The 25,611-nt window shown below is 63.2% G+C and carries 22 protein-coding genes and 1 pseudogene; 12 read left to right on the plus strand and 11 right to left on the minus strand.

Going from position 1 to position 25,611, the window contains the following annotated elements; genetic code table 11:
- Window positions 1-41: 41 nt before the first annotated feature.
- Window positions 42-509: a YaiI/YqxD family protein gene (locus BQ8794_RS32995; protein ID WP_077383938.1), complete on the minus strand. Its 468-nt coding sequence runs from the start codon at window positions 507-509 to the stop codon at window positions 42-44.
- Window positions 510-833: 324 nt separating this feature from the next.
- Window positions 834-1,961 carry an S-(hydroxymethyl)glutathione dehydrogenase/class III alcohol dehydrogenase gene (locus BQ8794_RS33000; protein WP_077383939.1) on the minus strand — a complete coding sequence of 376 codons (1,128 nt, stop codon included), beginning with the start codon at window positions 1,959-1,961 and terminating at the stop codon, window positions 834-836.
- 199 nt (window positions 1,962-2,160) lie between these two features.
- Between BQ8794_RS33000 and BQ8794_RS33005 the strand changes: the two genes are divergently transcribed.
- From BQ8794_RS33005 to BQ8794_RS33025, 4 genes are all read left to right on the plus strand, one after another.
- Window positions 2,161-4,173 carry an acetyl-CoA carboxylase biotin carboxylase subunit gene (locus tag BQ8794_RS33005; RefSeq protein WP_077383941.1) on the plus strand — a complete coding sequence of 671 codons (2,013 nt, stop codon included), beginning with the start codon at window positions 2,161-2,163 and terminating at the stop codon, window positions 4,171-4,173.
- Between the two features lie 329 nt (window positions 4,174-4,502).
- Complete coding sequence (gene dnaE, locus BQ8794_RS33015; protein WP_077383942.1) at window positions 4,503-8,030, plus strand: DNA polymerase III subunit alpha; 3,528 nt, start codon at window positions 4,503-4,505, stop codon at window positions 8,028-8,030.
- Between the two features lie 105 nt (window positions 8,031-8,135).
- A complete protein-coding gene (locus BQ8794_RS33020) occupies window positions 8,136-9,146 on the plus strand; it encodes a methyltransferase (RefSeq protein WP_077383943.1) in 1,011 nt (336 codons plus the stop codon).
- Between the two features lie 103 nt (window positions 9,147-9,249).
- Window positions 9,250-10,053, plus strand: a complete 804-nt coding sequence (locus tag BQ8794_RS33025; protein ID WP_077383944.1) for a potassium channel family protein — start codon at window positions 9,250-9,252, stop codon at window positions 10,051-10,053.
- A 92-nt stretch (window positions 10,054-10,145) separates the two neighbouring features.
- On the opposite strand, the gene BQ8794_RS33030 is transcribed toward BQ8794_RS33025, so the two are convergent.
- Window positions 10,146-11,027 carry a DMT family transporter gene (locus tag BQ8794_RS33030; protein ID WP_077383945.1) on the minus strand — a complete coding sequence of 294 codons (882 nt, stop codon included), beginning with the start codon at window positions 11,025-11,027 and terminating at the stop codon, window positions 10,146-10,148.
- 155 nt (window positions 11,028-11,182) lie between these two features.
- Here BQ8794_RS33030 and BQ8794_RS33035 point away from each other — a divergent pair, with 155 nt between their 5' ends.
- Window positions 11,183-11,689 (plus strand): hypothetical protein, encoded by a 507-nt coding sequence (locus BQ8794_RS33035; protein ID WP_077383946.1) that lies wholly within the window; start codon window positions 11,183-11,185, stop codon window positions 11,687-11,689.
- Window positions 11,690-11,786: 97 nt separating this feature from the next.
- On the opposite strand, the gene BQ8794_RS33040 is transcribed toward BQ8794_RS33035, so the two are convergent.
- On the minus strand, window positions 11,787-13,115 hold the full coding sequence (locus BQ8794_RS33040) for a DNA polymerase IV (RefSeq protein WP_077383947.1): 1,329 nt from the start codon (window positions 13,113-13,115) through the stop codon (window positions 11,787-11,789).
- Between the two features lie 68 nt (window positions 13,116-13,183).
- On the opposite strand from BQ8794_RS33040, the gene BQ8794_RS33045 reads away from it, so the two are divergent.
- The 3 genes and pseudogenes from BQ8794_RS33045 (at window position 13,184) to BQ8794_RS35910 (ending at window position 15,540) form a co-directional block, all read left to right on the plus strand.
- Window positions 13,184-13,759, plus strand: a complete 576-nt coding sequence (locus BQ8794_RS33045; protein ID WP_077383948.1) for a GNAT family N-acetyltransferase — start codon at window positions 13,184-13,186, stop codon at window positions 13,757-13,759.
- A 126-nt stretch (window positions 13,760-13,885) separates the two neighbouring features.
- Window positions 13,886-14,604 (plus strand): annotated as a pseudogene (locus tag BQ8794_RS33050) (DUF6065 family protein).
- 459 nt (window positions 14,605-15,063) lie between these two features.
- Entirely contained in the window at window positions 15,064-15,540 is a 477-nt protein-coding gene (locus BQ8794_RS35910) for a hypothetical protein (protein ID WP_167378933.1), read from the plus strand.
- Here BQ8794_RS35910 and BQ8794_RS33060 read toward each other — a convergent pair.
- Both BQ8794_RS33060 and BQ8794_RS33065 read right to left on the minus strand, forming a co-directional pair.
- Window positions 15,484-16,275 (minus strand): anti-sigma factor family protein, encoded by a 792-nt coding sequence (locus BQ8794_RS33060; RefSeq protein ID WP_077383949.1) that lies wholly within the window; start codon window positions 16,273-16,275, stop codon window positions 15,484-15,486. The two genes, BQ8794_RS35910 and BQ8794_RS33060, sit on opposite strands and share 57 nt — an antisense overlap.
- The gene (locus BQ8794_RS33065; RefSeq protein WP_077383950.1) at window positions 16,272-16,814 is read right to left on the minus strand and encodes an RNA polymerase sigma factor; all 543 of its coding nucleotides are present in this window, start codon (window positions 16,812-16,814) and stop codon (window positions 16,272-16,274) included. The genes BQ8794_RS33060 and BQ8794_RS33065 overlap by 4 nt, the downstream gene beginning before the upstream one ends.
- Window positions 16,815-16,939: 125 nt before the next feature.
- Between BQ8794_RS33065 and BQ8794_RS33070 the strand changes: the two genes are divergently transcribed.
- Window positions 16,940-18,376, plus strand: a complete 1,437-nt coding sequence (locus tag BQ8794_RS33070; RefSeq protein ID WP_077383951.1) for a S8 family serine peptidase — start codon at window positions 16,940-16,942, stop codon at window positions 18,374-18,376.
- Between the two features lie 150 nt (window positions 18,377-18,526).
- Entirely contained in the window at window positions 18,527-20,020 is a 1,494-nt protein-coding gene (locus BQ8794_RS33075) for a hypothetical protein (protein ID WP_077383952.1), read from the plus strand.
- Between the two features lie 24 nt (window positions 20,021-20,044).
- Here the strand turns inward: BQ8794_RS33075 and BQ8794_RS33080 are convergent, their stop codons facing one another.
- Window positions 20,045-20,344: a DUF3572 domain-containing protein gene (locus tag BQ8794_RS33080; protein ID WP_077383953.1), complete on the minus strand. Its 300-nt coding sequence runs from the start codon at window positions 20,342-20,344 to the stop codon at window positions 20,045-20,047.
- 249 nt (window positions 20,345-20,593) lie between these two features.
- Between BQ8794_RS33080 and BQ8794_RS33085 the strand changes: the two genes are divergently transcribed.
- Together BQ8794_RS33085 and BQ8794_RS33090 are read left to right on the plus strand one after the other, a co-directional pair.
- Entirely contained in the window at window positions 20,594-20,950 is a 357-nt protein-coding gene (locus BQ8794_RS33085) for a response regulator (protein WP_287247952.1), read from the plus strand.
- Window positions 20,951-20,983: 33 nt separating this feature from the next.
- Window positions 20,984-22,357, plus strand: a complete 1,374-nt coding sequence (locus tag BQ8794_RS33090; protein WP_077383954.1) for a PleD family two-component system response regulator — start codon at window positions 20,984-20,986, stop codon at window positions 22,355-22,357.
- Window positions 22,358-22,741: 384 nt separating this feature from the next.
- On the opposite strand, the gene rpmG is transcribed toward BQ8794_RS33090, so the two are convergent.
- The 4 genes from rpmG to BQ8794_RS33115 all read right to left on the minus strand — a co-directional run bounded on the left by rpmG (window position 22,742) and on the right by BQ8794_RS33115 (window position 25,566).
- Window positions 22,742-22,909: a 50S ribosomal protein L33 gene (gene rpmG, locus BQ8794_RS33100; protein ID WP_006201775.1), complete on the minus strand. Its 168-nt coding sequence runs from the start codon at window positions 22,907-22,909 to the stop codon at window positions 22,742-22,744.
- 163 nt (window positions 22,910-23,072) lie between these two features.
- Entirely contained in the window at window positions 23,073-23,528 is a 456-nt protein-coding gene (locus BQ8794_RS33105) for a YqfO family protein (protein WP_077383956.1), read from the minus strand.
- A gap of 106 nt (window positions 23,529-23,634) precedes the next feature.
- A complete protein-coding gene (locus BQ8794_RS33110) occupies window positions 23,635-24,810 on the minus strand; it encodes an MFS transporter (RefSeq protein ID WP_077383957.1) in 1,176 nt (391 codons plus the stop codon).
- 21 nt (window positions 24,811-24,831) lie between these two features.
- Complete coding sequence (locus tag BQ8794_RS33115) at window positions 24,832-25,566, minus strand: NUDIX hydrolase (protein ID WP_077383958.1); 735 nt, start codon at window positions 25,564-25,566, stop codon at window positions 24,832-24,834.
- Window positions 25,567-25,611 lie beyond the last annotated feature (45 nt).

The following is a 25,611-nucleotide window of genomic DNA, read 5'->3' on the forward strand; positions in this document are numbered from 1 at the left end:
GATTCCGATTGCTTCGCTGTGTTCCGTTTCGGGATCAGGCGCTAGCCCGGTGCGGCGGATTTCAGCGCACGCCGCAGGATGCGGTCGAGTTCGCCGAGAAACCGCGAGCGGTCCTGTGGCGCGAAACTGGCGTTGTAGCCCTTGCTTTCGCCGGTCTCGCGCAGATGCTGCTTGAGGTCGCGCATCGCCACCGCCATGCCGATCGTTTCCGGCGTGAACGGGCGTCCGGTCGGCCCCAGCACATGGGCGCCGAGCGCCACCGTGCGGGCGGCAAGCGGGATGTCTGCTGTCACAACGATATCGTTGGGCTTGGCATTGTCGACGATCCAGTCGTCCGCCGCGTCGGCGCCCTTGGATACGACGACGTTGCGGATCATCGGGTCGCGCGACGGGCGCAGGCCGCCATTGGAGACAAAGGTGACGACGACGCCATGGCGCTCGGCGACTTTTTCGACCTCGGCCTTCACCGGACAGGCATCGGCATCGACGTAAATGGCGGGTGCGGGCATGGTTCGTTCCAACGCGTATGAAGCCGGGCGATTTTTCGCCTGGCTCTGTCGATGATATTCGAGCGGTCGCCATCTCAGCAACGCTCCGGACCTATTGGTGCAGCGCAATCGCTTCAAAGGTCGGCGCCGCCCCTCATTGGTGACGGGGAGAAAGACGCCTTCGCAAAGGATTTCGCCAATCTTCGGCGTGGCAGAAAGCGTGCCGACGTTGCGATCAGCCCCTTCTCCGCGTCATTATACGGGGAGAAGGTGCCGGCAGGCGGATGAGGGGCGGCGCAAACCTGAAGCGATTGCCTTGCTTCCTCCCGGCCAGGTCGCGAATTCTTAGTAAACCACCACGCTCCTGATGCTCTTGCCCTCATGCATCAGGTCAAAACCCTTGTTGATGTCCTCCAGCTTCAGTGTGTGGGTGATCATCGGGTCGATCTCGATCTTGCCGTCCATGTACCAGTCGACGATCTTCGGCACGTCGGTGCGGCCGCGCGCGCCGCCGAAGGCGGTGCCCATCCAGGTGCGTCCGGTGACCAACTGGAACGGCCGCGTCGAGATCTCCTGGCCGGCGCCGGCAACGCCGATGACCACCGACTTGCCCCAGCCGCGGTGCGATGCCTCAAGCGCCTGGCGCATCACCTTGGTGCTGCCGGTGCAGTCGAAAGTATAGTCGGCGCCACCGATATGGTCGGCGCCGCGCTTGGTCATGTTGACGAGATAGGGCACGATATCGCCGTCGATCTCCTTCGGATTGACGAAATGCGTCATTCCGAATTTCTCGCCCCATTCCTTCTTGTCGTTGTTCAGGTCGACGCCGATGATCATGTCGGCGCCGACGAGGCGCAGGCCCTGGATGACGTTGAGGCCGATGCCGCCGAGGCCGAAGACAGCGGCCGTGGCGCCGATCTCGACCTTGGCTGTGTTGATCACCGCGCCGATGCCGGTGGTGACGCCGCAGCCGATATAGCAGATCTTGTCGAAGGGCGCGTCGGGATTGACCTTGGCCACCGCGATCTCGGGCAGCACGGTGAAGTTGGAGAAGGTCGAGCAGCCCATATAGTGGAAGATCTTGTCCTTGCCGATCGAGAAGCGCGACGAGCCGTCCGGCATCAGCCCTTGCCCCTGCGTGGCGCGGATCGCGGTGCACAGATTGGTTTTTCTGGAAAGGCAGGACGGGCATTGCCGGCATTCCGGCGTGTAGAGCGGGATGACGTGGTCACCCTTCTTGACCGAGGTGACGCCCTTGCCGACATCGACGACGATTCCGGCGCCCTCATGGCCGAGGATCGCCGGAAAGATGCCTTCGGGATCGGCGCCCGACAGCGTGAATTCGTCGGTGTGGCAGATGCCGGTCGCCTTGATCTCGACCAGCACCTCGCCGGGCTGAGGGCCGTCGAGGTCGACCTCCAGGATTTCCAGCGGCTTTCCGGCGGCGACAGCGACAGCGGCACGGGTTTTCATCGGGGCTCTCCTCTCAAGCCAAATCGGCAATCGAGGCGAGCTTTAGCGTATCTGCAGGTTCTGGACTATGGGACGAATTGACAGTTCGTAGCCGGGTTTTGGTCGTCACCAGGCGACTCGGCACCCGGATATGCGCCTACGTGCCTTGACCGGCTGGGCGAAGCCCATAAAAGAAAGGCAGCCGAGGGAATAAACCCGCATGTTCAGAAAGATCCTGATCGCCAATCGTGGCGAGATCGCCTGCCGCGTCATCAAGTCGGCGCGCAAGATGGGCATCGCCACCGTCGCGGTCTATTCGGACGCCGATCGTGACGCCGTGCATGTCGAGATGGCCGACGAGGCTGTCCATATCGGGCCTTCGCCGGCCTCAGAGAGCTATCTGGTGCCGGAGAAGATCATCGCCGCCTGCAAGGCGACAGGTGCTGAAGCCGTGCATCCCGGCTACGGGTTTTTGTCCGAACGCGCCTCCTTCTGTGAAGCGCTGGAGAACGAAGGCATCGTCTTCATCGGCCCGAAACCCGGAGCGATCAGGGCGATGGGCGACAAGATCGAATCGAAGAAATTCGCCAATGCGGCCAAGGTCAGCACGGTGCCCGGCTGGCTCGGCGTCATCGAGAATGCCGGTCATGCCGAGAAAATAGCCGGCGAGATCGGCTATCCCGTGATGATCAAGGCCTCGGCCGGTGGCGGCGGCAAGGGCATGCGCATCGCCTGGAGCAAGGCCGAGGTGCGCGACGGGTTCGACCGGGCGCGGTCGGAGGCCAAAAGCTCGTTCGGTGACGACCGCGTCTTCATCGAGAAGTTCGTGGTCGATCCGCGCCACATCGAGATCCAGGTGCTGGCCGACGCGCATGGCAATGCGCTCTATCTCGGCGAGCGCGAATGCTCGATCCAGCGCCGCAACCAGAAGGTCGTCGAAGAGGCGCCTTCGCCTTTCCTCGACGCCAAGACCCGGAAAGCCATGGGCGAGCAGGCGGTGGCGCTGGCCAGGGCGGTCGACTATCAGAGCGCCGGCACGGTCGAGTTCATCGTCGACAGCGAAAAGAACTTCTATTTCCTTGAAATGAATACGCGATTGCAGGTCGAGCACCCGGTGACCGAGCTCGTCACCGGCATCGACCTGGTCGAGCAGATGATCCGCATAGCGGCCGGCGAAAAGCTCGCCATCAAGCAAAGCGACGTCAGGCTGAACGGCTGGGCGGTGGAAAGCCGGCTCTACGCCGAGGACCCGTATCGCAATTTCCTGCCGTCGATCGGCCGGCTGACGAGATACCGGCCGCCGCAAGAGGGACAGTTCGGCGACATCGTCATCCGCAACGATACCGGGGTTGCCGAGGGTTCGGACATCTCGATGTTCTATGATCCGATGGTCGCCAAGCTGTGCACCTGGGCGCCGACGCGGCTCGCGGCAATAGACGCCATGTCGGAAGCGCTCGACAGTTTTGTCGTCGACGGCATCGAGCACAACATGCCGTTCCTTGCAGCACTTATGCAGCATCCGCGCTGGCGGGAAGGGCGGATATCGACCGCCTTCATATCAGAGGAGTATCCGCACGGCTTCGCGCCGATCGTGCCTGATAGCGAGGAAAAGGCCGTGCTCGCAGCCGTCGCCACCGCGGTCGAACTGCTGCGCCGCGACCGGCTCGACCGGCTGGGCGGGCGGCTGGCGCCGCATTCGGGTGTGCTGAAACGCGACTGGGTGGTCAAGATCGGCAAGGATTACCATTCGGCCTCGGTACTCGAAGGCATGATCACCATTCCGATGGAACTCGGTCTGTCGATCGACGGCGGCAAGGCGCTGACGGTGGCGTCCGACTGGCGGCCGGGCGATCTCATCTGGCGCGGAACGGTCGGCGATCGAAGAATCGCCGCGCAGGTCAGGCCGGTGCTGAACGGGCTTCGCATCGCCTGGAAAGGCATGTCGGTGAGCGCACGCACCATGCTGCCGCGCATCGCCGAACTCGAAAGGCTGATGCCGGAAAAAGTGGCGCCCGACACCTCCAAGATGCTGCTCTGCCCGATGCCCGGCCTTGTCGTGTCGATCGCCGTTGCCGAAGGGCAGGAGGTCAAGGCCGGCGAGACGCTGGCGGTCGTCGAGGCGATGAAGATGGAAAACGTGCTGCGCGCCGAGCGCGATCTCACCGTTTCGAAACTCATGGCAAAACCGGGCGACAGTCTTGCCGTCGACGCGGTGATCATGGAATTTGCGTGAGGATACAAGGCAGTCGCATTGGTTGGCGCTGCCCCTCATTGCCCTGCCGGGCATTTCTCCCCGTATAGGAACGGGGAGAAAGACGCCTTCGCAAAGGATTTCGCCAATTTCCAGCGTTGCAAAAAGCGAGCCGAGGTTGCGGCCAGCCCCTTCGCCCCGTCACTATACGGGGAGAAGGTGCCGGCAGGCGGATGAGGGGCAGCGCCAACATCGACAATTGGACGGTTGAACGCTGATGGTTTAGCGCCCGCTCTCGCTGGACTCGCATCGTCCGGTGCCGGACAATACATCTTCATCGACTGAGTCCTTTCAAACGGCGCTAAAAAACCATGGCGAATGAGACACTTCCCCGCGATCCGTTGCGGCGCGAGGCGTTTGTGAAGGCGTCGCGGCCGGAAGCGCCGGCGCGGCCGTTCATTCATCTGCGCGTCCATTCGGCCTATTCGCTGCTCGAAGGCGCTTTGCAACTCGGCACGGTCGTCGCCCATGCGGTGAGGGATGACGCCCCGGCGATTGCCGTCACCGACACCAATAATCTGTTCGGCGCGCTTGAATTCGCACAAAAGGCGGTGAAAGAGGGTATCCAGCCGATCATCGGCTGCCAGACCGCTCTCGCTTTTTCCGGTGAAGCCAGCGACAGCCAGCGCGACCGCAGGCGGCAAGGCCCGGAAATGCGGCCCGTGGTTTTGATCGCGGCGACCGAGGCCGGCTACAGCAATCTGGTCAGGCTGGTCAGCCGGGTCTATTTGGAAACGCCGCCCGGCGAGGCCGTGCATCTGACGACCGAGATGCTGCAAGGCCATTGCGACGGCCTGATCTGTCTCAGCGGCGGGCCGCGCGGCCCGATCGGCAACGCGCTGAAAGAGGACCGCCGCGACCTCGCCGAGACGCGGCTTCTGGCGCTCAAGGCGCTGTTCGGCGACCGGCTCTATGTCGAACTGGAACGGGTTTCCGGCTATGACCGGGCCATCGAGAAATCGTCAGTCGACCTCGCCTATATCAATGACTTGCCGCTGGTCGCCACCAACGAGGCGTTTTTCTCCGCGCGCGACGACTATGAGGCGCATGACGCGCTGATCGCCATCGCCGAAGGTTCGGTCGTCGCCGTCGACAATCGCCGGCGGCTGTCGCCCGACAATTTTCTGAGAAGCCAGGCCGACATGGCGAGGCTGTTTGCCGATCTGCCGGAAGCGGTCGACAACACCGTCGAGATCGCGCTGCGCTGCTCCTACTATCCCAAGACCCGCAACCCGATCCTGCCGCGCTTTGCCGGCGGCGATGTCGCCGACGCCGATGCGGCGGTGAAGGCGGAGGCGCGGGAGCTTGCCAGACAGGCGCATGAAGGACTGGAGGCGCGGCTCGCCGCGCACGGCCTGGCCCCTGGCTACACGGTCGAACAATATCGCGAACGGTTGGAGTTCGAGCTCGGCATCATCGAGAAGATGAAATTCCCCGGCTATTTCCTGATCGTCGCCGACTTCATCAAATGGGCGAAGGCGCAAGGCATCCCTGTCGGGCCGGGACGCGGTTCGGGCGCCGGCTCGCTGGTCGCTTATTCGACGACCATCACCGACATCGATCCGCTGCGCTTCTCGCTGCTGTTCGAGCGCTTCCTCAATCCCGACCGCGTGTCGATGCCCGACTTCGACATCGATTTCTGCCAGGACCGGCGCGAGGAGGTCATCCGCTACGTCCAGCAGAAATACGGCCGCGACCAGGTCGGCCAGATCATCACCTTCGGCACGCTGCAGGCCCGCGCGGTGCTGCGCGATGTCGGCCGCGTGCTGCAGATGCCCTATGGCCAGGTCGACAAGCTCTCCAAAATGGTGCCGTCGAACCCGGCCAATCCGGTCAAGCTCGCCGACGCTATCGCCAACGAGCCGCGCTTTGCCGAAGAGGCGGAGCGCGAGCCGATCGTGCAGACGCTGCTCGACATGGCGCAGAAGCTGGAAGGGCTCTACCGCCACGCCTCGACGCATGCCGCCGGCATCGTCATCGGCGACCGGCCGCTGTGGGAACTGGTGCCGATGTACCGCGACCCGCGCTCCGACATGCCTGTCACCCAGTTCAACATGAAGTATGTCGAGCAGGCCGGGCTGGTGAAGTTCGACTTCCTCGGCCTGAAGACGCTGACGGTGCTGGAGACCGCGGTCAAGCTGATCCGCCGCCGCGGCATCGAGATCGATCTCGCCCACATTCCGCTCGACGACCCCGACACCTACGCCATGCTGTCACGCGGCGAAGTGGTCGGCGTGTTCCAGGTGGAAAGTGCCGGCATGCGCAAGGCGCTGATCGGCATGCGGCCCGACTGCATCGAGGACATCATCGCGCTGGTCGCGCTTTACCGGCCGGGCCCGATGGAGAACATCCCGACCTACAACGCCAGAAAGCATGGCGAGGAGGAGATGGCGTCGATCCATCCGAAGATCGACCATCTGGTCAAGGAGACGCAAGGCGTCATCGTCTACCAGGAACAGGTGATGCAGATCGCGCAGGAGCTTGCGGGCTATTCGCTGGGCGAAGCCGATCTGCTGCGCCGCGCCATGGGCAAGAAGATCCGCGCCGAGATGGACAAGCAGCGCGAGCGCTTCGTCTCGGGCGCGATCGAGCGCGGCGTCGGCAAGCCGCAAGCCGACTTCATCTTCGACCTGCTGGCAAAGTTCGCCGACTACGGTTTCAACAAGTCGCATGCCGCCGCTTATGCGGTCGTCTCCTACCAGACGGCCTATCTGAAGGCGCACTACCCGGTCGAATTCCTGGCCGCGTCGATGACGCTCGACATGGGCAACACCGACAAACTCGCCGATTTCCGCCAGGATGCGCTACGTCTCGGCATCGATGTCGTGGCGCCGTCGGTGGTATCAAGCTTCCGCGCCTTCGAAGTCGCCGAGAACCGGATCTTCTATTCGCTGGCCGCGCTCAAGGGCGTCGGCGACGCGGCGGTCGAGCATATCGTCGCCATGCGCGGCGAAAGACCGTTCAAGAGCCTCGCCGATTTCTGCGAAAGGGTCGACCCGAAGATCGTCGGCAAGCGCGTCTTCGAAAGCCTGATCATGGCCGGTGCGCTCGACTGCTTCGGCCACGAGCGCGCCGCGATGCTGGCGGGCGTCGAGCGGATGATGGGGCTGGCGTCGCTGGCGCAGCAGAATGCAATGTCGGGCCAGCACGACATTTTCGGCGCCTCGCTCGGCGCACAGTCGCAGGCGCTCCACCTGCCGGCGACCGACCCGTGGCTTGCCGCCGACCGCCTGCACCGTGAATTCCAGGTGGTCGGCTTCTATCTATCGGCGCACCCGCTGGACGAATACAAGGCGGCGCTGCAGAAGATGCGGGTGCAGACCTGGGCCGAGTTCTCGGCCGCCGTCAAACGCGGCGCTGCCGCCGGGCGGCTTGCCGGCACCGTCACCACCAAGCAGGAGCGCAAGACGCGCACCGGCAACAAGATGGGCGTCGTGCAGTTCTCCGACACGTCAGGCCAGTATGAAGCAGTGCTTTTTTCCGAAGGTCTGGCGCAATATCGCGACCTGCTCGAGCCCGGCCGTTCGGTGGTGATCACAGTTTCGGCCGAGGACAGGCCCGAAGGCGTCAATCTGCGCATCCAGACGGTGCAGTCGCTGGAGGACGAGGCAAGCCGCATCCAGAAAGCCTTGCGCATCTTTGTCAGGGACGACCGGCCGGCGTCGGCGATTCAATCGCAGCTTACCCAGCGCGGCGACAGCCAGGTGAGCATTATCGTCATCAAGGATGAGGCGCAGGGCGAGGTCGAGATCGAACTGCCCAACCGTTACCGCGTCTCGCCACAGATCGCGTCGGCCATGCGCGCTGTGCCGGGCGTGGTGGAAGTGGAACTGGTGTGAGCTAACGACCGTATTCCGCCAGCCCGGTCGCATTGCCCGGTGCCGATGCGGCTGGTATTGTGAGCTCGGCGGCCTGGGTCTTTTTGGCGGCCGGGGGAGCGGGTCATGGATGAGCGGGATGCCGCTGCCGAACTCCAGAAAATGGTCAATGGCTTCCAGGTGTCTCAGGCGATATGCGTCGCCGCCACGCTGGGCATCGCAGACCATCTCAAGGACGGGAAACGCACCAGCGGCGAACTTGCCGCGTTGACCAATACAAATACGGAGGCACTCTACCGCCTGCTGCGCGCCCTTGCGTCGGTCGGCGTGTTCCATGAAGCGGAAGACCGGTTCTTCTCGCTAACCCCGGTTGGCGGCGCGTTGCGATCCGATGTTCAGCATTCTGTCGCGCCGTGGGCGATTCTGGCCGGGCGGCCGTATTTCCGTCAGGCATGGAGCGATCTGCTGCACAGTGTCAGCACCGGCGAAAACGCCTTTCGCCACACTCATGGCAAGGGCGTTTGGGAATACCGGGCGGAGCACCCGGAAGAGTCCGTCATCTTCGACCGGGCGATGACGGCGATGTCGCGCGGCGTCGCCGCCGCGGTGATCGCGGCCTATGACTTTCGGCCGTTCTCTGTCGTCATGGATGTCGCGGGCGGGCAGGGCGCGCTGCTTGCCGAAATCCTCCGCCGCAATCCGGGCCAGCGCGGCATTCTTTTCGATCAGCCGCAGGTCGTGGCGAAGGCCGGCCCGGTCTTTGACGCCGCGGGCGTATCCGATCGCTGCGACATCGTCGCCGGCGATTTCTTCGTCTCGGTGCCCGATGGCGCCGATGCGATTGTGCTTAAATGGATCCTGCATGACTGGGACGACGAGACAAACATCCGGATCCTGAAAACCTGCCGCAGGGCGATTCGCCCAGAAGGCAAGCTGCTGGTGCTCGAGAGCATTCTGGCGCCGCCCAACGAAGGCGCCGGCGCAAAATTCGGCGATCTGAACATGCTGGTCATGCCGGGCGGGCAGGAGCGCACGGCGGAAGAATTCAGGTCGCTGCTGGCGGCGTCGGATTTTCGGGTCGCGAATATTGTTGAAGCCGGACCTCACATCAGCATCATCGAGGCCGAACCGGTCTGATTGCTTTCCGGGTCCGAAACGCTCCGGATGTTCTCAAGCCACAGCGGCTTCCCTCTGCTCTGCCCACTGGACGGCTGTCGCGGCGAACATTATCGCAGTTGTCATGAAGGCGCCGGAAAGGGACGGAGTGCAGGATTTTTCAGCCTTGGCGCGGCTGCGCGACACGCTGCGCAAGCTCTATCACGGGCGCACGCCTGCGGCTTTCCGGTTTCAGCTTGCGGCTGTCATCATCGACCTTGCCATCATCGCCTTCTTCATCGCCACACCGGTCATCCAGGACACGTCCTCGTTCCTCTGGCTCGATTATTCGGTGGCAGCGCTTGTCGCCGCCGACATGATTGCCCGGCTGCTTGCGTCAAACGATATGCTGCGCCTGATGAAACAGCCGACGTCGTGGGTCGACGCCTTCATCCTGCTGACGCTGCTGATGCCTTCGGCGCTGGCCAATCTGGGTTTTCTGCGCATATTGCGGCTGTGGTCGCTGTCGCGCAGCGGCGCGCTGTGGCGGTTTTTCGAGATGCGCGGCCTCAAAAAATGGCGCGAGGCAAGCCACGCAGTCATCAATCTCCTGACATTCCTGTTTGTCGTCACCGGTTTCGTCTACACCTTCTTCTTCCGCACCGGGGCCGGTCTCGAAGGCTATGTCGATGCGCTGTATTTCACAGTCGCCACGGTGACCACGACCGGCTTCGGCGACATCGTCTTGCCGGGGATCGCCGGTAAAATCACCTCGATCGTCACCATGATCATCGGCATATCGCTGTTCGTCAGGCTGGCGCAGGCGCTCTTCCGTCCCAACAAGGTCTTCTTCCCGTGCCCGCAATGCGGCCTTCAGCGGCATGAAGCCGACGCCGTTCACTGCAAGGCCTGCGGGCATCTCCTCAACATCCCCGACGAAGGCGACTGAAATGCGGGGCTGGAGCGCGGTTTTGTGGAACCAAAACTGCGCTCTGGCTCCTTGCCTTAATGCGCCAAACGAAGACGTTTGGCTGCAAAATGCTAAGACGCTGCCACTTCCGCAGGTTTGGTCGCCTTTTTCTGCAGGTTGAGCAGGTTGCCCAGCAGGATCAGCAAGGCGCCGCCGGCGGTGAAGGCGTCGATCTGCTCCTGATAAAGCAGCCAGCCGATCAGCGCCGACAGCGGCACCCGCAAAAAGTCCATCGGTGAGATGACGGTGGCGTCGGCATAGGCGAGTGCGCGGGCCATGCAGAAATGCGACGACATGCCGGTGAAGGCGATCAGCAGGATCCACGGCCACAGTTCGAGCGGCGGGTTGCGCCATTCGTAGAGCGCCGGGATAAGGCCGAGCACCGACTGGATGACCAGCATCCAGAAGATGATGGACACGACGCTGTCCGTCCGCGTCAGCGATTTGACCAGGACCACGGATATGCCGAAGCAGACCGCGGCACCCAGCACGACAACATGTCCCGGATCGACGGAGCCGGCGCCCGGACGGACGATGATCAGCACGCCGATCAGCCCGAGCACGATCGCCGCAAGTCTCGGCCGGCTTAGTCTTTCACCAAGAAAGCCGACCGCCAGAATGGCCGTCCAGATCGGCGTCGTGAATTCTATGGAGATCAGCACGGCCAGCGGGATCAATGTCAAGGCGTAGAGCCATGCCGCCTGGCCGACAAAATGGACGACGTTGCGGGCGATATGGGCCATGGGGCGTTTGCTGCGCATTGCCGCAAAACCGCCTGACATCATCACCAGCGGCAGGAGGATGAACAGGCCGATCAACGAGCGCAACTCCAGCACCTGGAAGACGTTGAGCTCGGCTGTCGTGGCGCGGCCGGCGACCGACATCGTCAGAAATGATGCGATCGACAGCGCCATCCAGAACGCGGCCTTGGGGATCGAGGGTGAGGGCGCCATGCGCGCTATGTCGCAAGCCGGGGCTTTCACTGCAACCGCTAGTCAGCACATTCGGCTGGGCCAGAAGCGAGGTGTTGCAAAACGGTCATGCTGAAGGCGGAACCTGCCGTCACCGCGAGCGTTGGTCCAACAGCCAGTTCAAGGGGAGAGATCCAATGAAATCATGCGCACGATTTGTACTTGCCGGCTGCCTGGCGGCTGCAGCCGGCGCGGCTCATGCCGACGAGGCCGATTTTCTTCGCTCGTTCGAGGGGAATTTTGCCGGCAAGGGCACCGTCAAGGTAACCACCGAGGCGCCGACGGTGAACGTCTCCTGCCGCTTCAATTCCGACGCGACATCGAGTTCCTTGTCGCTGGACGGCACCTGCCGCGGTCTTGTCGGGGTGTCGCGCGCCATCAGTGCCGATCTGAAGTCCAGCGGGACGAAGTACACCGGCACCTATGTCGGATCCCGCACCGGGCCGGCGCAGCTCAGCGGCAAGCGCTCGGGCAATGCGATCAATCTCGGCATCCGCTGGGCGAAGCAGGTCAACGGCGATCGCACCGCGCAAATGACCGTCGAGAAGAACGGCGAGGACGGCATGCGGCTGACCGTTATCGACGTCGACCCGAAAACCGGCGAGCGCGTGATGACCAGCCGGATCGATCTGCGACGCACCTGAAGCGGCCTGCTTTACCTATCTTGCTTGAGCGTGACCTTTCCGAAAACTGGATCCGCTTTTCGCTTGCGCGGACATTCGGTTCGGGGTCATGCTTAAACTAATCCTCGATCGGCTCTGGCGGGTGGGCGTTGCGGCCCTTGCCGAAGGTGTAGCCGGTCTCCACCGCCCTGCGGCCGAACTTGTCGCGCAACGTGTCGATGGCGCCTTCGGCCATGGCACGCTTGCGTGACTGGATATCGACGAGGTCAGGCGGATCGGCCTTTTCGTCATTCGAGAGGTCGCTAACGCCGATGCCGAGCAGCCGGTATCTGGTGCCGTCCGCCTCCTTGCGAAGCAGTTCGAGCCCGGTCGAGAAAATGCGGTCGGCCAACCGTGTCGGGTCGCCGAGCTGGCGGTTGCGCGTGCGGGTCTTGAAATCCTGCGTCTTCAGCTTCAGCACGACGGTGCGCCCGGCAATACCGGACTTCTTCAGCCGCCCCGAGACTTTTTCCGACAGCGCTCTCAGCACCGAAACCAGTTCCTCGGGGGAGGCGATGTCGGTGTCGAAAGTGGTCTCTGCCGAGACGCTTTTCGCATCCTGGTCGGGGTGGACGCGGCGGTCGTCCTCGCCGCGTGAAAGATGGAACAGCCGGTCGCCCATCACGCCGTAGCGGCGCATCAGGTCGCCGCGCTCCATGCGCTGCAACTGGCCGATGGTGCGGATGCCGTCGCGCTCAAGCGTGGCGGCGAAGGCTTTTCCCACCCCCCAGATCAGCGTCACCGGCTGCTCGGCCAGAAAGCTGGTCGCCTCGGCTTCGCCGATCACCGAAAAGCCGCGCGGCTTGCGAAAGTCCGACGCCACCTTGGCTAGGAACTTGCAGTAGGAAAGGCCTGATGAAACGGTGATGCCGATCTCCTTCTCCACCTCGAGCGCGAAGCGTGCCAGCACCACCGCCGGCGGCAAGCCATGCAGGCGCTCGGTGCCGGCAAGATCCAGAAACGCTTCGTCGATGGAGGTCGGCTCGACCAGCGGCGTCAGCGCCTGCATCATGGCGCGCACCTCGTGGCCGACGCGACCATATTTTTCCATGTCCGGCGGGATGACGACCGCTTCCGGACAGGCTTCGAGCGCCTTGAACATCGGCATCGCCGAGCGCACCCCGTGGACGCGGGCGATGTAGCAAGCGGTGGAGACGACGCCGCGCTTGCCGCCGCCGATGATCAACGGCCGATCCTTCAGCGCCGGGTTGTCGCGCTTTTCGACCGCCGCATAAAACGCGTCGCAATCGATATGGGCGAGATGCAGCCGGTAGAGCTCCGGATGGCGGGCCAGCCGTGGACTGCCACAGCGCTCACAGCGCCGTGCCTCACCGCGCTGAAAGGTCAGGCAGTCGCGGCAAAAACCGTGATCGGGATTGTTGACAGGAACCGCCATCGCTGCGAACATAAAGAGAACAAAGGCAATGGTACGTCAGGACGGACGCCACGACAAGGCGGTGAGCCGGGAGAGAGTTCGTGAATACGACCATAGCGCCGCTGGTGCCCGAGCTTTGGGCGGATTTTGAAGATCTGTTCGGTAAGCAGGGCGCCTGCTACGGCTGCTGGTGCACACATTTCCGGCTGTCGCCGGCAGCGCGCCGCGCCAGCGACCGGGAACGCAACAAGGACCACATCAGGGCGCGGATCGAGGCCGGGCCGCCACCGGGCCTGCTGGCGTTCGAGGATGGCAAGGCGGTCGGCTGGATGCAGATCGGCCCGCGCGCCGACGTGCCCGAATGGAACAATAAGGGCAGGGGGTCGGCGCCGGTCGATCCCGCCGACGCCACCGATCCGGGCGTCTGGGCAATCTCCTGCTTCTTCATCCGCGTCAAGGCGCGCGGCAGGGGCGTGACGCACCGCCTGGTCGAAGGCGGCATCGAATTTGCTCGCCAGAATGGCGCGCGGCTGGTCGAGGCATGTCCGATCGACCTGTCGAAAGATTCGCGTTCGATCGGGCTGTTCGTCGGCTCGTCGCGGGTCTTCGAGAAAGCCGGTTTCGAGAGGCTGGTCGAGCGCAAGGCGGGCCGGCCGCTGATGCGATTGGTGCTTTAGCCAACGCTGCTGTGCACGCCGCTGCGGCGGCCGAACTATCGTAGTCGGCTGCATCATCAGGCGCCCACCCGGGAATAAATCCCGCTGCGGCCCGTTCCTCCTCGGATTTTTCCATGGAGGCCATCGATGTTTCATTTTTCCCAGTCTTCTCAGAAGACCTCTCGCTCGATCCGGTTTGCCTGTCGGCCGGAAGATCATGGCGTCATCGCGCCGCCAGTGGCGGCCAGGACGGTCCTGCCGGATTGGTTCCGCAAATTGCCGGCGGTCGATCAGCAGCAAGCCTCGGCCACCAATAATGGCCTGACCGTCAAGCGCTGCATGCCGTTTCTCGATGCGATGACAACCGGCTGGATCCTGCCGCTCGCGGCGACCGTCCGCCTTGAGATCAAGGATGGCGGCAGCGCCGTCGCGGCTGGGAGTTCGACAGGGTGATGGTCAGCAATCATGGCGCCCATCAGGTCGCCGGCAATCCGAAGGAACCGGCACCGCCATGCAAGTTTCACAATTACTGGTCGATCCGTACCCCGCCGGGCTGGAGTTGTCTGTTCCTGCCGCCGCTCAATCGGCCGGCTCAGCCTTTTGAATGCGTCGCCGGCATCGTCGATACCGACACCTACGCAGCCCACATCCATTTTCCGTTCTTTGCGACGGCGCCGGATGGCCTCTATGTCATCGAAAAGGCAACGCCGCTGGTCCAGGTCATACCGTTTCGCCGCGAAGATTCGGCGCTCAAGGCCGAGATCGGGGCGGAGACCGGAGCCGAGGCGACGGAGCGCGAAACGGTCTACCGCAACACGATTGCCAGCGAAGGCTGGTATCGCAAATGGGCCCGCGCGGCCCGCTAGGCTTTTCCCGGAGAACCATACGAAACGGGGCCGCTGGCCCCGTTTCGTATGGGTTGCCAGGGGCGCGAAGCGACGCGGCGCAGACCCCTAATGCTGATCTGTAGTGATCCTTCGCGCCCCCCTCTGTCCTGCCGGACATCTCCCCCACAAGGGGGGAGATCGGCCTTCATCACTGATTTCGCCAACCACCAACCTTGCAAGAAGGAGAGCTGTCCGCGAAGCTGCCGATCTCCCCCCAAGTGGGGGAGATGTCCGGCAGGACAGAGGGGGGCGCCGTGGAGCGCCGGCCTATGCCAACCGCCAGCGAATGCGAAACGGGGGCCGGCTGGCCCCCGTTTGTCTGTGGATTGTTGAGGGCGGCGGGTTCTCAACTCGAAGCGCGCCGCCGCTCTATCGCCCGGCCGACGTCACCACCGCCAGTTGCGCGACCACCCGCGATCCGAACCGTTCGAGTTCGAGTTGGAGGAACTGTTTGACGATGAGTTCGAATTCGAGTTGCTCGAGGAATTGGAGCTGGAGTTCGAAGACGAGTTCGAATTCGAATTGCTCGACGAATTAGAGCTGGAATTCGACGAACCGTTGGACGACGAATTGGAGCTCGAATTTGAAGAGCTGTTGCCAGCGACGATGAAGGAACCGTCGCTCTGGCCGGACATTGCGGCCGGCGGACGCTCGGTTTCCGTCGCCGCCGCGGGAGACTCCTTCGCCTGCGCCGCGGTGCCCGCGAGCGCTGCCATTCCTGCGACCAGTGTCGACTTGAGTTTCCAGTGTCTTGTCATGGTGGTTACTCCTTGTTTCAGACTGGACCGGCAGTTGCGGCCCGGCGGAGTAACGGGCGATTGCCGGCTTTATTCCAAAGAAAGCCGGGCCGGCGCAGTTTCACTTCCGGTCCTTCTGACGGATCTCGTCCAGCGCCTTGACTTCCTCCTCGGCTGACATCGAAACGCCTGCTTCAATCGCCGAAAGATAGGCGTCGAGGGCTTCGGTCGACGAGGCCGGGGCATAGCCTCCGGCGTCGCCCGGCGCCACGACCGCGAAGCTGACGCGCCATTCGTCACCGGAACGGCAGGCGACCGACATCACCGTGGAGCGGTCCTGCGAGTCGACCTCGAATTCGCGGCACAAATCCTGCGCATCGTTACGGAACGTGGCGATGGCCCGGAACCGGTCGCTGATCCGGGCGAGCTTGATTTCCTTGCCGGACTCGACCGTTTCAAGGGCTTGGGCCAGGGCCGGCCGGATGACGCCAGCAACCCACAATCCGCCCTGCGTGCGTTCGTCGGTGCCTGCTGCCCAATAGCCGGCGAGCCCGCCGACAACGGCCGCCGCGAGAGAGGCGGCCATTGGCAGCATCCATCGAGACCTCGAAGCAGGCCCTGCTGCGCGCCTGCTGCCGAAGGGCAGTATCGATGCCGTTGCCGCATTTTCGCCGGCACGCCTGGCCTCGATCATCTGCTCGACGGCCGCGGCAAGTTTTTCGGGAACCGGCTCGTCGAGCAGCGGCTTCAGCGCGGCCTGCGCCTGCGCTCTGGTTTCGATGAACACAGCAATCCTGGCAACCAGACGGTCGTCCGTTTCCATCGCCTGCTCGATCCTGGCGACCATGTCCGGATCAAGCTCACCGTCGGCGAACCGCATCAGGATTTCGTCCGAAAAAGTCTCTTCGGTCATTTTGCAGCCCCTTTTGTGACCGGAGAACGGGTGGGCGCCGAAGATATTCCAGTCGCCTCCGCCAGATTCTTCCTCGCCCGGGCCAGCCTGCTCATCACCGTCCCGATCGGCACGGCAAGGACTTCCGCGGCTTGCCTGTAGGAAAGCTCTTCGACACAGACTAGAAGCAGCACGTCGCGCTGGTCGGCGGCGAGTTCGCCTATGGCTTGCGCCACGCTGTTCAGCGCCAGCCGCGCCTCCATCTCGCGCTCACCGGAAACGCCGGCGATGTCATGGCGCTCGTCGATATCGTCCTGCGGGCCGGCGACCTTGCGCTTGCGGATGTCGTCGATCCACAGATTTCTCAGAATCTTGAACATCCACGCGTCGAAGCGCGTCCCTGGCTCGAAACTCTGCTCGTTGGCGAGCGCCCGTTCGCAGGCGCGCTGGACAAGATCATCCGCCATATCGCGGGACCGGCACAGCGCAATCGCGAACCGGCGCAGATTCGGCAGAAATGCGACAAGCTGATCTTGGACGCGGTCGGCTTTTTCCGGCATGTTGCTCCAAGTTCTGGAATAAAGCGGCCCCGCGCCCGTTCCTCGCAAGGCTAGCTTATTGCCGGATAGCTCCGCTAGCCTCGCGACCTTGAAAATCGGCTACGGCCGGAAATGTGAGGGAGACGATGCTCTACAACTCCTGGTTGAGACCAAAAGCCCTGCTGCTTTTCTGGGTCGCCGTCGCATTGATCGTCGATCCTCAGGCGCCGAGCGGCCAACTGGGGCTCGGCGAGTTCGGACCAAGATCGGCGTTCGCGGATGACGATGGTGGCGGTGACGATGGTGGCGACGATGGCGGTGGTGATGACGGCGGTCAGTCCGGCGCTTCGTCTGGTGGATCGCGAACGTCGTCCCGCCGATCGACCGGACCGAACCTGTTTCGCACGCTGACGGATCGGTTTCTTCCGCACCCGCCAAGGCGCAGCGGCAGGCGTGGGCAACGGCCAGCCGTCCCTTTGCCGTCTCGGGCACCGGACCAGATCGTGGCGACCGGGCTGAGTTCGGCTGAGATCGGTCGGCTTCAGGCAACCGGCTTCACCGTACTGGACCGTGCCGACATTCAGCTTTTTGGATCCGAGCTGATTCGGCTGCGCATTCCACCCAACATGCCGCTGGAGGCTGCGCGCGATCTTGTCATCGATGCCGCTCCGCAGTCGACGGCAGATTTCGTGCATTACTACCGGCCCGGACAAGAAGCCGAATGTGCCGGGCCGCACTGCGCCGCCGCGGGCCTGATCGGCTGGCCGGCCGGTACCGGGCTGCCAGCCGGCTGCGGTGGCAATGTCACGATCGGCCTTATCGACACGGCGATCAATCCTGCGCATGCCGCCTTCTCGAAAGGCCGGGTCGAAGTTCTTCGCCTGTCGGACGACGGCGTTCCCGAGTCCGGCCGCCAGCACGGCACCGCCGTCGCGGCCCTGCTTGTCGGCGGAGCCGACAGCCGTACTCCCGGCCTGCTGCCGCACGCCAGGCTCATCGCGGTCGATGCGTTTCATCGGGGCGATCGCCAGGATGACCGCTCGGACGCCTACGATCTGCTTCGCGCGCTCGATCTTCTTTCGGCGCGCGGCGTGCAGGTGACGAATATGAGCCTATCGGGTCCGCCGAACGCGCTTCTCGAGCAGGTTGTCCGAAGAGTCTCCGAACGCGGCATGGTGATCGTCGCAGCCGCCGGCAATGGCGGCCCGAAAGCCGAGCCTGCCTATCCGGCGGCCTACGCTGAAGTGATCGCGGTGACGGCGGTCGATCGCATGAAACGCCCCTACAGGCGCGCCGGCCGCGGCGAGCACATCGATTTGTCGGCCCCCGGCGTCGACATATGGACAGCCGCGTCGGTCAGCGGCGCACGGCCGAAGACCGGCACCTCCTTCGCGGCGCCGTTTGTCGCCGCTGCGGCGGCGTTGATGAAGTCGGCAAACAGCAACGCCACCGCAGCCGACATTCAAGACGCGCTCGGCAAGTCGGCGGAAGATCTCGGCACGCCGGGCAAGGACGCCGTCTTCGGCTGGGGCCTGCTCAACGCCCGCACCGCCTGCGTTGTCACGTCGAAGAAGGCAACCTGAAGCTCCACAGTCGCTGCCGGAGGATAGCGCGGGGGGCGAAGGCTCGTTATAGATCGGCTTCCAGCCCCAACGAGGGGATTGCACCGCGCCGGTTTCCGCTTACGGTTGCGGCTGGAGTTTTTACCACAGAAATAGCAACGGAGATTCTGCGTGAATCGTGTTCTGCCGGCCGCCTTTGTCCTCGCGCTCAGCGCGCCTGCCTTCGGCCAGACCGTCGACGGCGAGGGTGCCAAGCAGCTCTCCGAAAATCTGTCCCGCTATATCGGCAGCAAGGCGATCGACAACGGTTTCCTGAAGGTTTCGGTGGAAGGCGACGCCTACAAACTCGCCGTCGACTTCAAACCTGTCGTGGACCTGCTGGCGGCGCAGCATTCCTTCAAGTTCGACTTCAGCCCCTACGCATTGCTCGTCAAGCCAAGCAGCACCGGGACATGGAGCGTCTCGGCGGACGTGTCGCAAAGCGGGTCCTTCGAGTTCAAGGGGCCAGAGGGCCCGCAGAGCATGCAGTTCTCGATTACCGACGGCAAGTTTTCCGGCGTCTACGATCCTGAACTGGCGGCTTTCACCAGCGCCACACAGTCGATAGCCGGGATGACGATGAATTCCCGGGACACCGTGCAGCGCGCCAAGGTGAGCACCGGCGCCGGTACGGCGACCATGAACGCAAGCAAAGCTGCGAATGGCGGCGTGGATTTCACCGCGACGCAGACGCTCGCCGATTTCACCGAAGCGCTCGACTTTGACGATCCCGAGAGCGGGCTGAAATTCCCGCTCACGATCAAATCGCCAAACCTGTCGGTGAACGCGACCGGCAAAGGCGTGCGGACCAGGCCGCTTCTCGATCTGCTGGCATTTGCCGTCGCCAATGAAGACGAGGCCAGACTGAAGGCCAACCAGGCGCAGCTCAAATCGCTCTTGCTCGCCGCACTGCCGCTGTGGGAGCGGATCGACGGAACCTACGGGTTCAAGGATCTCACTGTCGAAAGCCCGGTCGGGCTTTTCGGTGCGACTGAGCTGGACACAGGCTTCGGGACCGACGGCATCGCCCAGAACGGAGCAATCAACTACTCGATCAGGGCCGCAGGACTGAAGATCCCTGACAATCTCGTGCCCGCCTGGGGCACGGCGCTGCTGCCCACCGATGTCAGTCTGAATTTCGGCGGCGCCAATATCGATCTCGACAGCATGGCGAAGAAGGCGATAGAAGCCTTTGATCTGAATAAGAATCCACCGCTGCCGGCCGACTTCGGCGACACCCTGACCGCCGATTTCATGGCCAAGATGCCGAAATTTGTCATCGGCCACAGCACGGTGAAAAACGGCGACATTGAAATCGCGATGGAAGGCGAGATGACGTTCGCCGGCATGAAGCCCGAGGCCAACGTGACCATCGATATAGCAGGCTATGACAAGATCGTGGAAAGCCTGCAGGCGGCAGCAAAGTCGGAGCCGGAAGCCGCGCAATATGTGCCGGTGGCGCTTGCGATCAAGGGATTCGGCAAGACGCTGCCGGATGGCCGCATCGAATGGGTCGTCAACGGTAAGCCGGACGGTTCGGTCACCGTCAATGGTGTCATGGTGAAGCCGGCCGATCCGGTTGCGAATGATGACGGCGACGACAGCGAAGAAGAAACGACGCCGTAGGCGCTTTGGCGATCCGGTCGTCGCTTATATCGAATGCTCATGATCGTCGTCGCCAAGCGGCAGCGCCCGCAGCGCCCTGCCGACGGAAGCCGGCGGCGTGCCGGTTTCCGCCGCGAACCGCATGAGCGTCGGCTCGTGGGCGAGGATGAACTGCAGCACGCCGGCCAGGAATCCCGGCTCGCCAGCGGCCTGGCGGATGGAATGCGCCTCGATGCCGGTGATCGCCAGGAAGCGGGGCAGAAGTTCCGGATCGGCGGCGACGAAGCCCAATGCCTTCACGGCAATGGTTTCCGCTTCCTCGCGCATTGACGCTGCGTTTGCCATCACTACCTTCTTGTGGGTGGAATGAGTCTGTTTTTGGCAGTAATCGCAAGCGTCGCCTGCGGCAAGCCATCTGTCTCTGCAATGCGGAGTTCGCGGTGAAATCCGAAGCTTTTCCGGCAGCCGGTTTCCGTTTCGTCAATTATCTCGCGGTAGAGTCGAGCAGGGTTTGGTGCGTACCGGCGAGGGCGCATGGCGGCATCCTTCGAGCGGAAGGCAGGCCGGGACGGGAATTTGATGCCTAAGAAGGTCATGATCGTCGAGGACAACGAGCTCAACATGAAGCTCTTTCGCGACCTCATCGAAGCGAGCGGTTACGAGACGGTACGCACGCGCAACGGTCTGGAAGCGCTGGATCTGGCGCGACTGCACAAGCCGGACCTCATTTTGATGGACATCCAGCTGCCCGAAGTGTCGGGGTTGGAAGTGACCAAATGGCTGAAGGAGGACGACGACCTCCATGTCATCCCGGTCATTGCCGTCACCGCATTCGCGATGAAGGGCGATGAGGAGCGTATCCGTCAGGGTGGCTGCGAAGCCTATATTTCCAAGCCGATCTCGGTGCCACGTTTCATCGAAACCATCAAATCCTATCTGGGCGACGCCTGATGCGCCCTTGCAGCCGAGCCGGAGCTTTATGAGATGACTGCACGGATCCTCGTCGTCGACGACATCCCTGCCAATGTCAGGCTGCTCGAGGTCCGGCTGCTTGCCGAATATTTCGAGGTGCTGACCGCCACCAACGGGCTGGATGCGATCGAGACCTGCGAAAACGGCAAGGTCGATGTCGTTCTGCTCGACGTGATGATGCCTGACATGGACGGGTTCGAAGTCTGCCGCCGGCTGAAGAGCGATCCGGCGACGTCGCACATCCCCGTCGTCATGATCACCGCGCTCGACCAGGTTTCGGACCGGGTGCGCGGCCTCGAGGCCGGTGCCGACGATTTTCTGACCAAACCGGTCAACGATCTGCAATTGATGACGCGCGTCAAAAGCTTGGTCAGGCTGAAGACGTTGACCGATGAGTTGCGCCTGCGCGCCTCGACCACGCGCAATATCGGCATCGAGGAGCTGTTGAGCCGCAACTTCGCATCCGCGGACACCACGCCGAAGGTTCTGCTGATCGACGAGCGCAAATCTTCCTTTGAGCGCGTCCAGAAGATGCTGCGCGGCAGCGCCGACCTCGACATCGCCACCGATCCGCATGCCGGCTTCTTCCAAGCCGCCGACACGCCCTATGAATGCGTGATGATCTCGACGGGTTTTGCCGATTTCGATCCGCTCAGGCTCTGCTCGCAACTGCGTTCGCTTGATCGCACCCGTTTCGTGCCGATCATCCTTCTGGCGGAGCAGGGTGAGGAGGGGCGCATCGTCCGCGGCCTCGAGCTCGGCATCAACGATTATCTGATGCGGCCGATCGACCAGCAGGAATTGACCGCTCGGCTGCGCACGCAGGTGCGCCGCAAGCGCTACAACGACCAGCTGCGCGCCAGCGTAACCCAAACCATCGAGATGGCGGTGACCGACGCGCTGACGGGATTGCACAATCGCCGTTACCTTGACAGCCATCTGCAGACACTGTTCGACCGCGCCGTGGCGCGGCGGCGGCCGCTGTCGGTGATGATCACCGATCTCGACCGCTTCAAGACCGTCAACGACGCGCATGGCCATGACGGCGGCGACGAGGTGCTGCGCGAATTCGCGCGACGGCTGCGCAAGAATGTGCGCGGCATCGATCTCGCCTGCCGCTTCGGTGGCGAGGAGTTCGTCGTGGTAATGCCGGACACGGACGGCGCGGTCGCCGAAAAGGTCGCAGAGCGTATTCGCGCCGAAATCGCCCAGATGCCGTTTGCCGTCGGTCAGGACGGCAAGACGGTCGAGGTCACCGTCAGCGTCGGCGTGTCGTCGGTGCTGAAGGGGGTCGACTCGGTCGCCGGGCTGATGAAGCGGGCCGACCTCGCGCTCTACGAAGCCAAGAGCGCCGGCCGCAACCGGGTCGTCGCCAAGGCGGCGTAGCGCCGATTATCCTGTCAATGCGACAGGGTTACGAATTTACCTTAACGCAAGCGATTCGCCGGGCTTGGTTAAGAAATTGTTGATTTTCACAGGCTGTTGCGCAAATGTGCAGGCCAATGACGGGACCGGCGCGAGGGTAGATCGCCGGATCGATCCGAAGAATACCCCATGATTCAGGTCCGCCGCATCTCCTGGGTCCGTGGGGTCGGCCGGCCGGCGCTGGCACATAGTGGCCTCCTCGTACCGCTGCCAAACGCCGACCGGCCCCCAATTCTAATGACATCAAGACTCTGCGCCAAGCAGTGGAATTTCTGGACTTTTCGAGCTTTGAACACAAAAACGCCGCCCACAGGGGCGGCGTTTTTGTCTAGGCAGGAAAGCAGATTACTTGATCTTGGTTTCCTTGAACTCGACGTGCTTCTTGGCGACCGGATCGTATTTGCGGAACGACAGCTTGTCGGTCTTGGTGCGGCTGTTCTTGCTGGTCACGTAGAAGAAACCGGTGTCGGCGGTCGACAGAAGCTTGATCTTGATGTTTGCGGCTTTGGCCATGGTATCAGTCCGTTGTGTTGGTGGAATTTTGGCCGCTGGAACACGGGAAAACACCCGGACGCGGGAAACTTAGCGCGACACATAAACAACGCGCCCGGAAAGTCAACCCCGTGAGAGCGCCTCTTCCTTCTCCCACAAGGGGAGAAGGAAACGCGGCTTCATTCTACGCATCTTCTTTAACTGGAGCGGCCTTCTTCCAGTCTCCCGTGGTATTCCACCAGCGGTTCGGGTTGGAGCGGTCGTCCAATCCCTTTGAGCGGCTGGCGAGGATCGGCTGGATGCGGATCACCGGCTCCTGATAGCTGTGGACCTGGAAGATCGCCTCGACGATGCGGGCGGCCAACGCCTGGTCGTCGGGCAGCTCGAACGACACTTCCACCGTGCCATGCCGTCGGCGCAATTCGGTCTCGGCGCCGGCGGCAGCACCTTCGAGTGCCCGGTAGCGCTCGATGCCGTGCGCCGACTGGTAGGCATTGCTGTCGTATTTGCCCATGGTGAGCGGGGCGATCGCGACCACCGCTTCCATGATACGGTCGACATCGGAAGCCGGCGCCTGGAAGGTCACAAGCAGCAGCAATTCCATCCGCAGCGATTTCGTTTCAAACCCGGAGTCGATCATGGCGGCATCCTCAAATTCGTGGCGTGTTGCTGACAATCTACCCAGGTGCTGCTGACACGGTTATGTCAGCAGCCTTGCGCCACCTGAGGCATTTGATCGGGTCTTCCTACAGAATTTTTCGGATAAGCCTGGCGCCGACCAGCGCGATATAGAAGGCGAAGAACATGCCGAGCGCCCAGCCGAAACCGGAGGGGCCGAAAAGGTCCATGCCGATGCCGATCGCCTGCGGGCCGAGCACCATGCCGACACCGTAGCAGAGCACGAAGGCAGCGTTGGCCGAGGCCAGGTCGTGGCCGGAAAGCTGCGAGCCGAGATGGGCCAGGCCGATCGTGTACATGGCCGCGACGACGCCGCCCCAGACGAACAGAAGCGCCGCCATCAGATGCCAGTTCTGCGCGAAGTGCGGCATGAAGATGGTGCCGGCAAGCCCGATGGTTGCACACGCCAGAAGCAGATAACGGCGGTCGCTGACACGGTCGCTGATCATGCCGAGCGGGATCTGCAACAGCACGTTGCCGAGGCCGATCATGGTGAGCAGGAGGGCGGCATCGGCCTCGGAGTAGCCGATGCGGTTGCCATAGACGGGAAACAGCGCAAAGCCGCCGGTCTCGACCGCGCCGAATACCAGCACCGCAGCGGTCGCCGTCGGCACCAACCAGATGTAACGCAGGAAGTTGCTGGTTTCGCCGTTGGAGACGATCGTCGGGCTCTCGTTGCGTGCCGCCAGAACTGGAATGGCGGCCAGCGTGACCAGCGCCATGATCACGCCGAAGGGCAGGAAGCCGGCGCTGCCGAGTTGGGCGAACAGCCACGGCCCGGCGGCAAAGCCGAGCGACAGCACGGTGGCGTAGATGCCGAGGACGAGACCGCGCCGGTGCGGCGGCGCCGATGTGCTGATCCAGAATTCCGACAGGATGAAAAGCACCGTCAGCGCGATGTGAAGCAGGACGCGCAGCGGAAACCACATCCAGAAGTCCGGTGCGAAATGGAAGCCGACAAAGGCCAGCACTCCAGTGGCGATCATGGCGAGCATCGTCCTGGCGACGCCGAACCGCATCGCGAGCGGGGTGGCGAGCGGTGCGCCGGCGATCGAGGCGAGGCCGGCGACAGCAGTGTTGAAGCCGATCATCGACGCCGAATGGCCACGCGTTTCGAGAATGACGCTGAGCAGCGGCATGCCGAGGCCGATGGCGATGCCGACGACGCTGATCGACGAGATCGCCGCGATCATTGGCAGCCAATGGACGCGTTCTTCGACCTCTTGCTGGGTATCGACTGTCATGGGATGTGAATGCTCTATGCTCTACAGAATTTCGCGAACGAAGCGATTGCGGACAAGCCGGTAGAACGGAACGGAACCACCGGGGCGCAGCAGCGGATCGTCGACGAGCCGCTTTTCCAGCTCCCCCAGGATAGCCCTGGTGATGTCGGGAATATCAGCTTCTCTGGCCTTGGCGAGCGGCAGCCAGACCAATTCCTCCAACTCGTTGGTCGGACCGCCGTCCGGCAGCTCCACGGCGACGTTTTCGCGCCAGGCGCTGAAGAAGCGCGTGTCGAAGCGCCGCACCCGGTTTGGCGGCGTGATGGCGCGCGCGACGAAGCGCAGCGCTTCCAGCGAGGGTCTTACGCCGTGCTCGGCAAAACCCTGCCAATCGCGCCTGGTCGTGGCGAAGGCGCCCTTTTGGCCGATCAGCAGGCCGGCTTCTTCATAGGTCTCGCGAATCGCCGACAGAGCGATGGCGCGGGCGCGGGCCGGGCTGGTGCGGCCGACGCCGGCGGTCAGCCTCGCCTGTTCCTCAGGGTGCAGCGCTGTGGCAACGGGAATTCGGCTGTCGGCCGGATCGGTACGGCCACCGGGAAAGACGAATTTCCCCGGCATGAAGGCGTGCCGGGCGTGGCGCCTGCCCATCAGCACCAGGAACTCGGCGCCGCTGCGGTCGAGCAGGATCAGCGTCGCGGCGTCGCGCGGGCGTATAGGCCTGGCGTCGAGCGCGATCGGCTCAACCTTGTCGACTTCCGCCTTGGTCATAACGTCCATGCGCACGACCTAGCGGAATCTTCTCCGATGCGAAAGTGGCGTCCA

The organism is Mesorhizobium prunaredense (genome assembly GCF_900156895.1).
Lineage (GTDB): Bacteria > Pseudomonadota > Alphaproteobacteria > Rhizobiales > Rhizobiaceae > Mesorhizobium > Mesorhizobium prunaredense.